The organism is Mycolicibacterium anyangense (assembly GCF_010731855.1).
Classification (GTDB): domain Bacteria; phylum Actinomycetota; class Actinomycetes; order Mycobacteriales; family Mycobacteriaceae; genus Mycobacterium; species Mycobacterium anyangense.
Genome location: NZ_AP022620.1, coordinates 4635890 through 4649997, shown reverse-complemented (window position 1 = coordinate 4649997; position 14108 = coordinate 4635890). Strand labels below are relative to the sequence as shown.

Here is a 14108-nt window from a genome sequence, read left to right as displayed (position 1 = left end):
CGCTTGACTGACACGACCGTCGCATGTGACGATTTCGTCAGTCAAGTGAGGAGCTTCGCATGGGTGACGTCGTCGGCGCGCACAACGACCTGCACAGCGAGCAGGGTGGCCTACCCGGTGAACACCCCGGGCGATCCCGCAACCCGGTCATCAAGGTGGCCGGCTTGGCCTGGCTGGAATTCGAGAAACCCGACCTGAGCAGGGCCGAAGCATTCGCGCGGGCATTCGGCTTCACCGTCGCGCACCGCGGCGCCGACGAGCTGCAGTTGCGGGGCACCGACCCGAGCGCACCGTGTGTGCTGGTCCGCCGCGGCCCGCGCACCCGCTTCGCCGGGCTGGCCTTCGAGGCTCAGGACGAGATCGACCTGCTGCGCCTGGCTGAGCACACCCACGCGCCGACCCGCGCGCTGCCGGAAGCCTTGGGCGGTGCCGTCGTCGAGCTCACCGACCCCAGCGGCACACCGGTCAAGGTCGTCGCCGGCCTCGACCGGCAGGCGGCGTTGACCGCCCAACCGCCGCACACGTTCAACTTCGGCCACGAGGTCACCCGCACCAACGCCACCCAGCGCCCGCCCCGGGTACCGGCCAGCGTGCAGCGCCTCGGCCACGTCGTACTGCAGTCGACGCGGTACATCGAGACGCTGAACTGGTACCTCGACCATTTCGGCCTGATCGTCAGCGACTTCCTGTACTACCCCGGTCAGCGCGACCGCGGGCCGACCATGAGTTTCATCCGGTGCGACCTCGGCTCCACCCCGACCGACCACCACACGCTGGCGATGGCGCTCGGGCCCGCGAACCGCTACGTACACTCCGCCTATCAGGTCGCCGACCTCGACGCCTTGGCCGCCGGAGGCGAATACCTCCTCGAGCGCGGCTATCTGCGCTCCTGGGGGATCGGCCGCCACATCCAGGGCAGTCAGTTGTTCGACTACTGGCGCGACCCGGACGGCTTCATGGTGGAGCACTACGCCGACGGCGATCTGTTCGACAACACGCTGGAACCCGGGTGGGCGCCGTTCACCGCGACCGGACTGGCCCAGTGGGGCCCGCCAGCCAGCAAGGATTTCCTGGGTATCACCCCGAAAAGCGCACGGCACGAGGTCGGTTCGATGATCACCGCCCTGCGCGACAAGAACGAGTTCGACGTCACCCGCCTGATCGGTCTACTGAAAGTTGCCGCCTCATGACCATCTCCATCCTGCGCACCGCAGACGCCTGGTGGGTCGCCACGCCCACCGGTGCGGCCAAGATCGCCACCGCCGCGCAGACCACTGCAGAGCTGCTGACCGACCGGGCTGCGATCGACGCTGCGGCAGTGAGTTCGGAGACCGTCGACATCGCCGGACTCGAGCTCCTGAGCCCGATCACCGCACCGTGCCGAGTCGTCGCGCAGATGACGAACTTCGCTTCGCATGTCAAAGACGCCGGCATGGATCCGAAGACCATCCCGCTGACGTTCTTCCGTAAGTCTTCGGCCTCGATCAGCGGGCCATACGAGCCAGTGACCAAACCCTCCCACGTGCGGTTCCTCGATTACGAGGTCGAGATCGGCCTGGTGATCGGACGTGACATCCCGGTCGGCACAACAATTTCCGAGGCCGACCTGAGCGACTACATCGCCGGTCTGGTGGTCACCAACGACATCTCGGCGCGTGACATCCAGCTTCCCCAGACGCAGTTCTACGAAGCCAAGTCCTACCCGACATTCACGCCCACCGGCCCTGCCCTGGTGTTGCTCGACGCCGCCGAACTGAAGCGGTTCGGCGAACTGCGACTGCGCCTGAAGGTCAACGGCGAGGATCGGCAGAACGCCCTCGTCGACGGCGACATGCTGTACCGGCCGGTGGAGGCGCTGCGATCGCTGAGCCGGTTCCAGGACTTGGCCGCCGGCGATCTGGTGCTCACCGGAACGCCGGTCGGCACCGCGCTGAGCGCACCGCCGAAGCTGATCGGCATGATCGCCGCGCTGCTGCCGCCGGCCGTCAAGTGGAACGCCTTCTTCAAGGGCCAGGCCAAGAACCCCAAGTACCTGCACAGCGGGGATGTGATCGAGGCGTCGGTGGCCACCGACGACGGCGCGATCGACCTGGGGACCCAGCGGATGACAGTGGTCTACGCCTGAAGGTCGATGTCCGGCAAGGGCATCGAGCAGACCGTGCGGGCGTCCTTGGCCGACATGCCGAACAGTCGCAGCACACTCTCGGTGACCGCGTCCGCCGTCGCGGCCGCGTCGCGATCCGGGTTGGCCTCCAGCAGGTGACCCAGTCCGAGCAGCGCGCCGGCGGCGACGGCCAGCGCCAGCTCAGGATCCTCGATCTCGAAGCGGCCGGCGGCGACCGCGGCCTTGATGTCGCGTGTCGCGCGCGGAGCAAGCCCGCGGTCCGATGTCAGCAGCGTTCCCCAGTTGGCCAGCAGGATGCGGCTCTCCTGGGGGCGTTCCCGGAAGAACCGGCCGGTGAGCCGGAAGCTGCAGGCGAACACCTCGGCAGGGTCTTCGAGGTCGGCGGTCAGCCGGTCCAGGACGGCGCCGTGCCGGTCCAGCACGTCGACGACGGCGGCCTCGAAGAGTTGTTCCTTACTGTCGAAGTGGTTGTAGAACGACCCCATGCCGACGTCGGCGGCCTGGGTGATTTCGAGAACCGGGACGTTCAGCCTGCCCTCGGCGATCAGCGCCTGCGCCGACTTGATCAGTGCCGCCCGGGTGCGTTGTTTACGTCGCTCGAGCCGGTTGGTCGACGGTTCGGGTTCTTCAGCCACGGGCTGATCCTACCGCCCGTGCTCACTACTGATGATTTCATCAGAACTGCTTGACTGACGCGTATCTCGTATGTGACGATTTCGTCAGTTGATCGAAGGAGTCGTGATGGACGAGGCGTATCGGGTAGTGATCGTCGGCGCCGGACCCACCGGCATCACCGCCGCCACACTGCTCGCCCAGCACGGCATCGAGACCCTGATATTGGACCGCTGGGCGCAGGTGTACCCCCAGCCGCGGGCCGTACATCTCGACGACGAGGTCTACCGGATCGTGCACCGGCTCGGAATCGCCGAGGAATTCGCCAAGATCTCGCGACCCGCCCTGGGCCTGCGACTGCTCGATCCCCGGCTCACAGTGCTCGCCGAATTCCAGCGTGACCCGACGCGAACGCGCCACGGCCATCCCGAGGCCAATATGTTCGACCAGCCGGAGTTCGAGGCGCTGCTGCGCACGAACCTGGAGCGCTACCCGCTGGCTACGCTGAAAGGCAATGTCGAAGTCACCGACCTCGTCGACCTCGGAGCGGGACGCACCGGCGTCACCTTCAGCGACCGGGCAGACGGTCACTCCCATACCGTGGCCGCCGATTACGTGCTGGGCTGCGACGGCGCCAACAGCCTGATCCGATCCCGCATCGGAGTCCCTATGCGCGACTTGAGATTTGACCAGCGCTGGCTGGTAGTCGACGTCGCCACCACGGCTGACCTGGGTCAGTGGGCCGGCGTCCATCAGCTCTGTGATCCCCATCGAGCGGGGACCTTCATGCAGATCGGCGATGTGCGCTATCGCTGGGAGTTTCGGCTGCTCCCCGGCGAGACGGCCGACGATTTCCGGTCGGTGCGCGCGCTGCGGCCGCTCATCGCGCCGTGGACCGGCGAGGTCGGTGACGATCAGCTCGAACTCATTCGCGTCGCCGAGTACACCTTCCGGGCCAAGATCGCGCAGCGCTGGCGCAGCGGCAATGTCTTCCTTCTCGGCGATGCCGCCCATCTGACCCCGCCGTTCGTGGGCCAGGGAATGGGGGCAGGGCTTCGCGACGCGATGAACCTGGCGTGGAAACTTGCCGGCGTCCTGGACGGCTCCTTGGATCCCAGCGTTCTGGACACCTACGAACAGGAGCGAAAGCCCCACGCCCGCAAGATGATCGGCCTTGCCCTCACGGTCGGGCGGGCGATGACCGCCGGCGGCGACATCGGTGATCTGTTGCGGCGGACCGTCGTCCCACGGATGCACCTGATACCCGGACTTCGCGAGCGGGTCGTCGACTCCCAGACACCGGCGCTTCACCGCTCCGCGTTGGTACACCGCACGGTGCGGCCGAAACAGTTGGGCGGCACCTTGTGCCCCAACGCCGTGACGGGCGACGGCAGGCGAGTGGACGACGTACTGGGCCGCGAGTTCGCGGTGATCACCGACCGCGCGTTGACCCCCGCCCAGGATGCCGCGCTACACAATTGGGGTGCGGCGATTCTGGTCGCCGAACCGCAATCGGCGCTCGCCGCCTGGCTACGCGCGGGGCACGCCCACGCCGCCGCGGTGCGGCCCGATCGCACGGTGTTGAAGGCAGCGCTCGATATCGACGAAGTGTGCCAGGCGTTGTCGGAGGTACTACTCGGGCGCTAGCTGGTGGCTGTCGACGAAAGCCAATGTGCCCCCGTCCAACAGTACGGCCCACCGGCGCGCAGCGTCGGCGATGTGGGTCTCGCCCAGATCGACGCTCTGCCCCGCCAGGTCACCGAAATCCTCGACGACCACGCCCCGCGTCTCGTCCTCGGTATCGACATAGACCCGCACCCGCTGGTCGACTGCGACAGGTTGCTCACCGTCTTTGCGGCGCACCACTTTGACCGACTTGGCCATCTTTGCAACCTCCCCCTCAGGGATTCCGTTGGGCCAGTACAGCACGGAAAAATCGAATATGGAACAAATTTGATCGACATGTTATCGCCGCATTGCCCGCCGCAACGAATTCCGTCGCTGAGCTGAATCAGCTGGGCCCGCCGGCGCGGGGCAACGGCGGCACGATCGACCACAACACCTCGGACTCCTCGTGACCGGGATTGTCCCAGGAGTGCGCCGCCCGAGCCGAAAAGGTGTAGCTGTCACCGGCTTCGAGCACCGACTCCTGGCCGTCGACCAGAAGCCGCAGACGGCCACGGACGACGAAGACGAAGATGGTCTCCGAGTCCAGCGTGTAGGCCCCCCCGGTGCCACCGCCGGGCTGCAGCACCGACCGCATCACCTGAAGGTGGCGTTCGGTCTGCGGCGTCAGCAGATACTCGCGAATTCCGCTGCCGCCCATCTCCACCGGGGCGCCGCGGCCGTCACGGACCACGGCCGATTCCGGGTAGTCGAACAGCGAACCCAACGAGACGCCGAGGATGTCGCACACCTTGAGCAGGTTGGGCACCGAGATCGTGGTCTGACCGCGTTCCACCAGGCTCAGGAAACCTTTGGTGAGGCCAGCGCGGTCGGCCAGGGCCTCCAGCGTCAGCTCCCGGTCCTTGCGCAGCGCGCGCAGTTTGGGGCCTAACCGGGTGATCCAGCCGTCGGCGCTGTCCGTGATGTCGTCAGCAGCGGGTGCATCACGGGACATCCCGGCACCTCACCTTCGCTTGTCGGCCGCAGGCCTTGCGGAGCCAAAGTTTAGCGGTATATAACTTTCGTAGTTTTACACTACTAAACACCAGGACGGGACAATGAGTCTGTACGCAGTGGTCGACCCCAAGACCGGAGATGTCGTGCGGGAGTATCCGACTGCCACCGACGAGCAGATCGAACAGGCATTGGCCGCTGCCACCAAGGCATACCGGGAATGGTCCAAGACCAGCACCGTCGCCGACCGGGCCGCACTGGTGCGCCGCGTCGCCGCATTGCACACCGAGCGCCGCCAAGAGCTGGCCGAGATCATCCATCGCGAGATGGGTAAGCAGTTGGATCAGGCCCTCGGTGAAGTGGACTTCAGCGCCGCGATCTACGAGTACTACGCGGACAACGCCGAGAAGTTCCTGGCCGACGAGCCCATCGACCTGCTCGACGGCGAAGGCAGCGCGGTGATCAAGCGCGGCCCGGTGGGCGTGTTGCTGGGCATCATGCCGTGGAACTACCCGTACTACCAGGTGGCCCGCTTCGCCGGCCCGAACCTGACCCTCGGCAACACGATCGTGCTCAAGCACGCCCCGCAGTGTCCCGAGTCGGCCGAGGCCATCCAGAAGATCTATGACGACGCCGGCTTCCCCGCCGGGGCGTACGTCAACGTCTATGCCACCAATGAGCAGATCGCCACGGCCATCGCCGATCCGCGGGTGCAGGGTGTGTCGTTGACCGGATCCGAGCGCGCGGGTGCCGCGGTGGCCGAGATCGCCGGCCGCAACCTCAAGAAGGTCGTCCTGGAGCTCGGCGGATCCGACCCGTTCATCCTGCTGAGCAGTGACGACCTCGACGCCACCGTCGATGCCGCCATCGCCGGGCGCTTCGAGAACGCCGGCCAGGCCTGCAATGCCGCCAAGCGATTCATCGTGGCCGCCGACCTCTATGACGAGTTCCTGGACAAGTTCACCAAGAAGGTGCTCGAGACCGCCGACGAGCTGGCCCCGCTGTCCTCGCTGGCCGCGGCCAAGCGGTTGGCCGAGCAGATCGACCGCGCGGTGGCCGACGGCGCCAACCTGGTGTCGGCCGGCGAGCGCAACGGCGCCTACTTCCCGCCTGGCGTGCTCACCGGTGTCAGCGCCGACTCGCCCACCTACCGTGAGGAACTGTTCGGCCCGGTGGCCATGGTCTTCAAGGTGGACTCCGAGGACGAGGCCGTCGAGCTGGCCAACGACATCCCGTTCGGCCTGGGCTCCTATGTGTTCACCACCGACGCGGCGCAGGCCCAGCGGGTGGCCGACAAGATCGACGCGGGCATGGTCTTCGTGAACCTGGTCGGCGCCGACGGTGTCGAGCTTCCGTTCGGCGGAGTGAAGCGTTCGGGTTACGGTCGCGAGCTCGGCCGGTTCGGCATCGACGAGTTCGTCAACAAGAAGCTGATCCGGATCGGCTAGCCGTGAGCGTCACACCAGAGCGGCACTCGATGTTCGATGCCACTCTGGTGTGACGGTCGGTCCTAGCGGGGTTCGACGGTCACCTTGATGGCCTCACCACTGGAGACGATGCCGAATGCGTCGAGCACGTCGTCCAGCGCGATGTGACTGGTGATGAGGTCCTTGACCGGCACCTGCCCGGTGGAGATGTACTCCAGAGCCCGCTTGTTGTGTTCGGGCGCCGAGCCGTTGGCGCCGTGGATGTGCAATTGGCGGTAGTGCACGACGTTCGAGTCGCAGGTGATCGTCGGGTTCGTCTTGGGCAGACCGCCGAAGAAGGAGATCCGACCGTTGCGGGCGGCCATCGCGATGGCTTGTTCCTGGGTGATGTTGGCGGCCGTCGCGGTGATGACGACGTCCGCGCCGCGCCCGCCGGTCAGCTCCATGACCTTCTCGACGACGTCGACCTCGGCGGCGTTGATGACCTCGTCGGGATGCACGGCGTCGGCCGACATCGTGAGCCGGCTGTCGTTGACGTCGACGAGGTAGACCGGCCCGCAGTTGTGCACACCGCGGGCGATGCGGATGTGCATGCAGCCGATCGGGCCGGCACCGAACACCACGACGGTGTCCCCCTCTTCGATACCGAGCAACTCCTGGGCATTGATGGCGCACGCGAACGGCTCTGCGGCAGAAGCTTCGTCGAATCCGACGTTGTCCGGGATGCGGTTGAGTCCGTCCACCTTGAGTACCTGCTTGGGCACGATCATGTACTCGGCGAAGCCGCCGTCGTACTGGTAGCCCACCGACGTCTGGTTCTGACAGACCGCCATCCAGCCCTTGCGGCATTCGTGGCATTCACCGCAGGGCACTGCGGCGATGACCTGGACGCGGTCGCCCGATGTCCAGTCGCTGCCGTAAGTCGCGTTGACCCGCGACCCGACTTCGACGATCTCGCCGGCGACCTCGTGACCGATGGTGCGCGGCGGCGTCAGGTTCTGGTGCCCATTGTGGAAGATCTTGACGTCGGTGCCGCAGGTCGAGCAGTTGCGGACCCGGATCTTGATCTCGTCGGGACCGCACTGCGGTTCGGGTACGTCTTCGAGGCGGACATCCTCCGGGGCATAGAAACGCAGCGCCTTCATCGTCGTCGTCCTTCCACTGTGCGATTGCCGTCACAGGCACTGTAGCGCAGTCCGGGCAGAAAACCACTCCACAATGCGCCCAGTTATGCCCGTTTGCTTGCGACAGTGCCCGTTTGTGGGTTTTACTAGGGAGGTGATGTGACTCGTATCACCTATACCCAGATCGGAGGCCCCGCAGTGACCACCACTGAAACCCAGCCCCGGGCCGGCGCGCGCGTGCACGTGCAGAAACTCGGCACGTCGCTGTCGAACATGGTCATGCCCAATATCGGCGCGTTCATCGCATGGGGCCTGATCACCGCACTGTTCATCAAGGCCGGTTGGCTCACCGGCCTGTTCGAGGGGTTACGCAGCCCGGACGGCTGGGTGGCCAAGATCGGCGGCTGGGGCGACTTCGCCGACGGCGGCATCGTCGCGCCGATGATCACCTATCTGCTGCCGATCCTGATCGGGGCCACCGGCGGCCGGATGGTCTACGGCATCCGCGGCGGCGTGGTGGGCGCCATCGCCACCATGGGCGTCATCACCGGCTCCGACATCCCGATGTTCCTCGGCGCCATGATCATGGGCCCACTCGGTGGCTGGGTGATGAAGAAGGTCGACGGGCTATGGGACGGCAAGATCCGCCCGGGCTTCGAGATGCTGGTCGACAACTTCTCGGCCGGCATCGTCGGGCTGATCCTGGCGGTGTTCGGGTTCTTCGGAATCGGCCCCATCGTGACGGCGTTCTCCAAGGGCGCCGGTCATGTCGTCGACTTTCTGGTGGCCCACGACCTGCTCCCGCTGACCTCGATCTTCATCGAGCCGGCCAAGGTGCTGTTCCTCAACAACGCGATCAACCACGGCGTCCTCACCCCGCTGGGCACCACCCAGGCCCTGGAGACCGGTAAGTCGGTGCTGTTCCTGCTCGAGGCCAACCCCGGTCCCGGTCTGGGAATCTTGCTGGCCTACATGGCATTCGGCAAGGGAGCCGCACGGGCATCAGCACCGGGCGCGGCGATCATCCAGTTCTTCGGCGGGATCCACGAGATCTACTTCCCGTACGTGCTGATGAAGCCGAAGCTGATCGTGGCCACCATCCTCGGCGGCATGACCGGCATCTTCATCAACGTGCTGTTCGGCTCGGGACTGCGGGCCCCGGCGGCACCCGGATCGATCATCGCCGTCTACGCCCAGACCGCGACCGGCAGCTTCGTGGGTGTCACGCTCTCGGTATTCGGCGCTGCGGCAGTCGCGTTCGCGGTGGCCGCGCTGTTACTCAAGACCGACCGCGCCACCGACGACGGTGACCTGGCGGCCGCCACAGCCGACATGGAGGCGCTCAAGGGCAAGAAGTCCAGTGTGTCGGCCGCCCTGGTCGGCTCGACCGGCAGGGCCGCACTAGTCGGCTCCGCCGACGGGGGCCCGATCACGAACATCGTATTCGCCTGCGATGCCGGGATGGGGTCGTCGGCAATGGGCGCTTCCGTACTGCGCAAGAAGGTTCAGGCGGCGGGCTTTTCGGATGTGAAGGTGAGCAATCAGTCCATCGCCAACCTGACCGACACCTACGGCCTGGTGGTCACCCACCAGGATCTGACGGCGCGCGCCCGGCAGAAGACGCCCTCGGCCGTGCACGTCTCGGTGGACAATTTCATGAACGCCCCGCAGTACGACGAGATCGTCGAACTACTCGGCAGGACCAACCGCACCAACGGCGCCGCACCCGCCACGACCGAAGCGGCCGACGACGCGCCCGCCGAGGACATGCTGGCGGTGGAATCCATCGTGCTGGCCGGGACCGCGACCACCCGCGACGGCGCCATCGGCGAGGCGGGTCGGCTGCTGGTGGCCTGCGGCGCGGTCGAACCCGCCTACGTCGAGGCGATGTACGAACGGGAGGGGTCGGTATCGACCTACGTCGGCAACGGCTTGGCCATCCCGCACGGCACCAACGATGCCAAGTCCTCGATCAAGCGGACCGGCATCTCGTTCGTGCGGTACGCCGAACCGATCGACTGGAACGGCAAGCCGGCCGAGTTCGTGGTCGGTATCGCCGGCGCGGGCAAGGATCATATGGCGCTGCTGACCCAGATCGCCGGGGTGTTCCTCAACAAGGACGAGGTGGCCCGGTTGCGGGCGGCCCAGACTCCTGAAGAGGTCCGAGAGGTGCTGGCCGGCTCCGGCAAGTGAGAATGTCGGCGTGGACTCTGAAACCCGGCAAAGCCGCATCGTCGAATTCGCCCGCATCCGGGGACGCGTCGAGGTGGCCGCGCTGGCCGAAGAACTCGACGTAGCCACCGAGACGATCCGGCGCGACCTGAAAGTGCTGGCCGGCCGGCGGCTGCTCAAGCGGGTGCACGGCGGGGCCATCCCGTTGGAGACGGTGTCGTTCGAGTCGACGGTGGAGTACCGCAGCCAGGCCGATCTCGCCGAGAAGCACCGTATCGCCGCCGCAGCGGCAGACCTGCTGCACGGCGCCGAAACGGTCTACCTGGACGAGGGTTTCACCCCCCGGTTGATCGCCGAGCGAATCGCCGAACGGGAGCTGACCGTGGTGACGTCGTCGATGCTGGTGGCCGAGGTGCTCGCGCACAGCACGACGGTGACGGTGCTGCTGTTGGGCGGGCGGCTACGGGGCCGGACCCTGGCCACCGTCGACCACTGGGCCACCGACATGCTCGGCAGCCTGGTGATCGACGTGGCCTACCTCGGCACCAACGGCATCTCGATCGAACACGGCCTCACCACGCCGGACCCCGCGGTGGCGGCGGTCAAACAGACGGCGGTGAAGGTGGCCCGCCGGCGGATCCTGGTCGCGGCACATTCGAAGTTCGGGGCCAACAGCTTCTGCCGGTTCGCCGAGGTCTCCGACTTCGAGGCGATCGTGACCGACACCGGCCTTTCACCCACGGAGGCACAGCGCTTCGAAGCACTCGGACCGTCGGTCCTGCGTCAGTGAACGCCCTCCATCAGACGGCTGATCCGCGGTGCGATCACCCACACGATCGCACCGACCACGATGGCGGCCGCGCCGAGAATGCCGAAGTAGGCGACTTCGTGGTTCGCGTCGTAGTACCGCGCGAGTACCCCCGACAGCGCGGTGCCCAAGCCCACCGAGAAGAAGTACAGTGCCATCATCTGAGCGCGAAATGCATTGGGCGCCAATTGAGTTGTCACCGACAGGCCGATGGGCGAGAGCATCAGCTCCGATACCGCGAACGCCGCCATGATGGCGACCACCACCAGGGCGGGCACGCTGCGGCCGGTGGTGGCGGCCATCGGCAGGAACAGCAGGAACGCCGCGCCCATGCCGATCACCCCGTAGGCGAACTTGCGCGGGGTGGTGGGGGCGCGCCGCCCGAGCTTGGTCCACATCAACGCGAACACCGGCGACAGCAGGATGATCCACACCGGTTCGATCGAGCCGATCCAGCTCGACGGCGCGGTCCAGCCGAAGATCGACCAGTCCATCCGTTCGTCGGAGTAGACCGCGAGCACCGTGAAGATCTGTTGGAACAGCGACCAGAACACCGCATTGGCGATGAACAGCGGGATGAACGCCCGCACCCTGGTCCGCTCCAGGGCGTCGACCTTCGGGCTACTCAACATCAGTGCGAAATAGCCGATCGAGGCGACGATGATGACTCCGGTGGTGACCTGTGACAGATTCGCCAAGGTGATGAGCCCAGCGAGGAAGGCCACGACGACGACGCCCGCCACCACGGCCAGCGCAATGGCGGTGCGCCAGAAATCCTTGCGCGACAACGGATGTGGGACAGTACGGCCGTGCTCGCCGAGATTTCGCCGGAACACCACGTATTGCGCGAGGCCCAGCGCCATACCGATGGCAGCAGCACCGAACCCGTAGTGGAAGCCCAGGTGGGTCTGCAGCAGGCCGGTGATCAACGGCCCGATGAAGGCGCCGAGGTTGATACCGAGATAGAACAGGGTGAAGCCGCCGTCGCGGCGCGGGTCGCCCTCCTCGTAGAGGGTGCCCAGCAGCGAGGACGCGTTGGCCTTCAGCGCGCCGGACCCCAGCGCGATCAGCATTAGACCCACCGCCACGCCGGCCAGCCCGGGGATGAGAGCCAGGGCGATATGGCCGCACATCACCACCACGCCGCCATAGAACACGGTGCGTTCCATGCCGAGCACCCGGTCGGCGGTCCACCCGCCCAACACCGTCGACAAATACACCAGGCCGCCGTAGGCGCCGACGATGCCGGTCGCGGTGGCCTTTGGCAGGGCAAGGCCTCCGTCGCTCAGTGAGTAATAGAGGTAGTAGCCGAGGATGGTGAGCATCCCGTAGAACGAAAACCGCTCCCACAGCTCGACACCGAACAGGTTGGTCAGCCCGATCGGGTGTCCGAAGAGGGTGCGACGCGCGGGGTGGTCGGTGCGCTCAACGAGTTCAGCCATGCGGACAACCATGCCACGCGGCGGTCGCCGGTAAACTCCAGCCGTGAAAGTGCTGGCGATCCATCTGGCACCGGGCACCCGGCTCCCGGTCCGTGCCGTCGATTCGGTGGTGGCCGAGGCGGGCACCGGACTGGTCGGCGACCGCTACCACGGCGCCCGGCACCGGCACGTGACGATTCAGTCCCAGGAGTTCCTCGACCACGCCGCGGCCGAGCTCGGCTACGACTTCGACCCCGGGGCCACGCGGCGCAACATCACCGTGGACGCCGGCGAGATTCCCACCAGGCCGGGCGCCCGGCTGCGGATCGGTGCCGTCGATCTGGAGGTGGTGCGGGTGGCGGCACCGTGCCGGCTGCTCGACGACAGCGTTGGCCCGGGTGCTGCCGCGGCGCTGCGCCGCCGGGCCGGCTCGGTCTGCCGGTTGCTGACCTCCGGGACGATCCGCGTCGGCGATCCCGTCGAGGTTGATCTACCCGACGGCTGAACCGGCGGCGGTCAGCGCAGCGAGTACCTGATCGGCAGGTGCTTGACCCCACCGACGAAGGTACTGGCGGCGATCTCGGGCTCGCCGGCGAGTTCGATGGTCTTGATCCGCGGGATCAGCTCGGAGAAGAAGCTGTTCATCTCCATCCGGGCCAGCGAGGCACCGAGACAGAAGTGCACCCCGTAGCCGAAGGACAGGTGCTTGTTCGGGTCGCGTCCGACGTCGAAGCGCATCGGATCGACGAACACGTCCTCATCGCGGTTGGCTGAAACATAGGACAGCAGAACCGATTCGCCCTTGGTGATCGGCACACCGCGGACCTCGGTGTCGGCCTGCGCGGTCCGCATGAATGCCCGGACCGGCGTCGAACACCGCACCATCTCTTCCACCGCGGTGCCCATCAGACCGAGGTCGCCCTGCAACCGGGCCAGCTCGCCGGGATTTCGCAGCAGCTCGAGCAAGCCGCCCGCGATTCCCGCGCTGGTGGTGTCGTGTCCTGCGCTGGCAACGATGACGTAGTAGGACAGCGTGTCCATGTCCGAGAGCGGCTCACCGTTGATCTTCGCGTTGGCCACCGCGGAGGCCAGATCGTCGGTCGGGTTCTCGCGGCGCGAAGCCGTCAGTGCGGCGAAGTAGGCGAAGAAGTCCATCAGGGTGGCCAGCAGCGCTTCCTGGTCGACATCGCGCTGGAATTCCGAGTCCTCGCTGCCGAACAGTTCCTGCGTGAGCTTGAGCATTCGGGGGAAGTCGGACTCCGGCAGGCCCAGCAGCGTGAGGATCACGTAGAGCGGGTAGTTGACCGCAATCTCCTGGGCGAAGTCGAGTTCGGGCCCCTTCTCCACCATCAGGTCGACGTACCGCTTGGCCAACTCGTCGCAGCGCGCCTTGAGCACCCTTAGCGCCGACGGCTTGAACCAGTCCGCACCGATCTTGCGGAGGTCGCGGTGGTGCGGATCGTCGATATGGATCAGGGTAGCCAGCCCGGCGCCTGCTGCCCGGTCGGCACGCATCTGGGCATCCAGCGCCGATGGCAGCAGCACGGCCCGTGGATCGTTGGTGAACAAGTCGTTCTGGCGTTCGATGTCCATGATGTCGGCGTGCTTGGTGATCCCCCAGAACGGGTCGAAACCCTCGACATCCACCCACGACACCGGGGCGTGCGCACGCAGCTGGGCCAGCGACTCGTGCAGCCGCTTCTCGTCGGCGTAGGCCGCGGGTTCGGCGAGCACCCGCCCTGCCGGGTCCATGATCCGAGTGGTCATCGTTGTCACTCCCTCGCCGATTGCCGGCATCGC

At 66.5% G+C, this 14108-nt stretch carries 13 protein-coding genes; 7 read left to right on the top strand and 6 right to left on the bottom strand.

Annotation, left to right across the window (positions count from 1 at the left end; genetic code table 11):
* Nucleotides 1-59: 59 nt before the first annotated feature.
* Nucleotides 60-1190, top strand: coding sequence for a VOC family protein (locus G6N35_RS21950; protein WP_163806147.1), 1131 nt, complete (start codon nucleotides 60-62; stop codon nucleotides 1188-1190).
* On the top strand, nucleotides 1187-2125 hold the full coding sequence (locus G6N35_RS21945; protein WP_163806146.1) for a fumarylacetoacetate hydrolase family protein: 939 nt from the start codon (nucleotides 1187-1189) through the stop codon (nucleotides 2123-2125). Before G6N35_RS21950 ends, G6N35_RS21945 begins: the two co-directional genes overlap by 4 nt.
* Here the strand turns inward: G6N35_RS21945 and G6N35_RS21940 are convergent.
* The gene (locus G6N35_RS21940; protein WP_163806145.1) at nucleotides 2116-2760 is read right to left on the bottom strand and encodes a TetR/AcrR family transcriptional regulator; all 645 of its coding nucleotides are present in this window, start codon (nucleotides 2758-2760) and stop codon (nucleotides 2116-2118) included. The two genes, G6N35_RS21945 and G6N35_RS21940, sit on opposite strands and share 10 nt — an antisense overlap.
* 106 nt (nucleotides 2761-2866) lie before the next feature.
* Here G6N35_RS21940 and mhpA point away from each other — a divergent pair, with 106 nt between their 5' ends.
* Nucleotides 2867-4384: a bifunctional 3-(3-hydroxy-phenyl)propionate/3-hydroxycinnamic acid hydroxylase MhpA gene (mhpA, locus tag G6N35_RS21935; RefSeq protein WP_163806144.1), complete on the top strand. Its 1518-nt coding sequence runs from the start codon at nucleotides 2867-2869 to the stop codon at nucleotides 4382-4384.
* Here mhpA and G6N35_RS21930 read toward each other — a convergent pair.
* Nucleotides 4370-4621, bottom strand: a complete 252-nt coding sequence (locus G6N35_RS21930) for a hypothetical protein (protein ID WP_163806143.1) — start codon at nucleotides 4619-4621, stop codon at nucleotides 4370-4372. The genes mhpA and G6N35_RS21930 overlap by 15 nt on opposite strands.
* A gap of 127 nt (nucleotides 4622-4748) precedes the next feature.
* On the bottom strand, nucleotides 4749-5357 hold the full coding sequence (locus G6N35_RS21925) for a helix-turn-helix domain-containing protein (protein ID WP_163806142.1): 609 nt from the start codon (nucleotides 5355-5357) through the stop codon (nucleotides 4749-4751).
* 103 nt (nucleotides 5358-5460) lie between these two features.
* Between G6N35_RS21925 and G6N35_RS21920 the strand changes: the two genes are divergently transcribed.
* Nucleotides 5461-6804, top strand: coding sequence for an NAD-dependent succinate-semialdehyde dehydrogenase (locus tag G6N35_RS21920; protein ID WP_163806141.1), 1344 nt, complete (start codon nucleotides 5461-5463; stop codon nucleotides 6802-6804).
* A 62-nt stretch (nucleotides 6805-6866) separates the two neighbouring features.
* Here the strand turns inward: G6N35_RS21920 and G6N35_RS21915 are convergent, their stop codons facing one another.
* Nucleotides 6867-7928, bottom strand: coding sequence for a zinc-dependent dehydrogenase (locus G6N35_RS21915; protein ID WP_163806140.1), 1062 nt, complete (start codon nucleotides 7926-7928; stop codon nucleotides 6867-6869).
* A 252-nt stretch (nucleotides 7929-8180) separates the two neighbouring features.
* On the opposite strand from G6N35_RS21915, the gene G6N35_RS21910 reads away from it, so the two are divergent.
* The gene (locus tag G6N35_RS21910; protein WP_246224687.1) at nucleotides 8181-10100 is read left to right on the top strand and encodes a PTS mannitol transporter subunit IICBA; all 1920 of its coding nucleotides are present in this window, start codon (nucleotides 8181-8183) and stop codon (nucleotides 10098-10100) included.
* 10 nt (nucleotides 10101-10110) lie between these two features.
* The gene (locus tag G6N35_RS21905) at nucleotides 10111-10869 is read left to right on the top strand and encodes a DeoR/GlpR family DNA-binding transcription regulator (RefSeq protein WP_163806138.1); all 759 of its coding nucleotides are present in this window, start codon (nucleotides 10111-10113) and stop codon (nucleotides 10867-10869) included.
* Here the strand turns inward: G6N35_RS21905 and G6N35_RS21900 are convergent.
* Nucleotides 10863-12329 carry a peptide MFS transporter gene (locus tag G6N35_RS21900; protein ID WP_163806137.1) on the bottom strand — a complete coding sequence of 489 codons (1467 nt, stop codon included), beginning with the start codon at nucleotides 12327-12329 and terminating at the stop codon, nucleotides 10863-10865. The two genes, G6N35_RS21905 and G6N35_RS21900, sit on opposite strands and share 7 nt — an antisense overlap.
* A 43-nt stretch (nucleotides 12330-12372) precedes the next feature.
* Here G6N35_RS21900 and G6N35_RS21895 point away from each other — a divergent pair, with 43 nt between their 5' ends.
* A complete protein-coding gene (locus tag G6N35_RS21895) occupies nucleotides 12373-12813 on the top strand; it encodes an MOSC domain-containing protein (protein ID WP_163806136.1) in 441 nt (146 codons plus the stop codon).
* An 11-nt stretch (nucleotides 12814-12824) separates the two neighbouring features.
* On the opposite strand, the gene G6N35_RS21890 is transcribed toward G6N35_RS21895, so the two are convergent.
* The gene (locus G6N35_RS21890; protein ID WP_163806135.1) at nucleotides 12825-14075 is read right to left on the bottom strand and encodes a cytochrome P450; all 1251 of its coding nucleotides are present in this window, start codon (nucleotides 14073-14075) and stop codon (nucleotides 12825-12827) included.
* Nucleotides 14076-14108 lie beyond the last annotated feature (33 nt).

Bases quoted from the DNA above. Each gene is read 5' to 3' on its own strand.
- G6N35_RS21900 (WP_163806137.1), bottom strand. From the start codon at position 12,329: ATGGCTGAACTCGTTGAGCGCACCGACCACCCCGCGCGTCGCACCCTC.
- G6N35_RS21950 (WP_163806147.1), top strand. From the start codon at position 60: ATGGGTGACGTCGTCGGCGCGCACAACGACCTGCACAGCGAGCAGGGT.
- G6N35_RS21915 (WP_163806140.1), bottom strand. From the start codon at position 7,928: ATGAAGGCGCTGCGTTTCTATGCCCCGGAGGATGTCCGCCTCGAAGAC.
- G6N35_RS21920 (WP_163806141.1), top strand. From the start codon at position 5,461: ATGAGTCTGTACGCAGTGGTCGACCCCAAGACCGGAGATGTCGTGCGG.
- G6N35_RS21890 (WP_163806135.1), bottom strand. From the start codon at position 14,075: ATGACCACTCGGATCATGGACCCGGCAGGGCGGGTGCTCGCCGAACCC.
- mhpA (WP_163806144.1), top strand. From the start codon at position 2,867: ATGGACGAGGCGTATCGGGTAGTGATCGTCGGCGCCGGACCCACCGGC.
- G6N35_RS21925 (WP_163806142.1), bottom strand. From the start codon at position 5,357: ATGTCCCGTGATGCACCCGCTGCTGACGACATCACGGACAGCGCCGAC.
- G6N35_RS21930 (WP_163806143.1), bottom strand. From the start codon at position 4,621: ATGGCCAAGTCGGTCAAAGTGGTGCGCCGCAAAGACGGTGAGCAACCT.
- G6N35_RS21945 (WP_163806146.1), top strand. From the start codon at position 1,187: ATGACCATCTCCATCCTGCGCACCGCAGACGCCTGGTGGGTCGCCACG.
- G6N35_RS21910 (WP_246224687.1), top strand. From the start codon at position 8,181: ATGGTCATGCCCAATATCGGCGCGTTCATCGCATGGGGCCTGATCACC.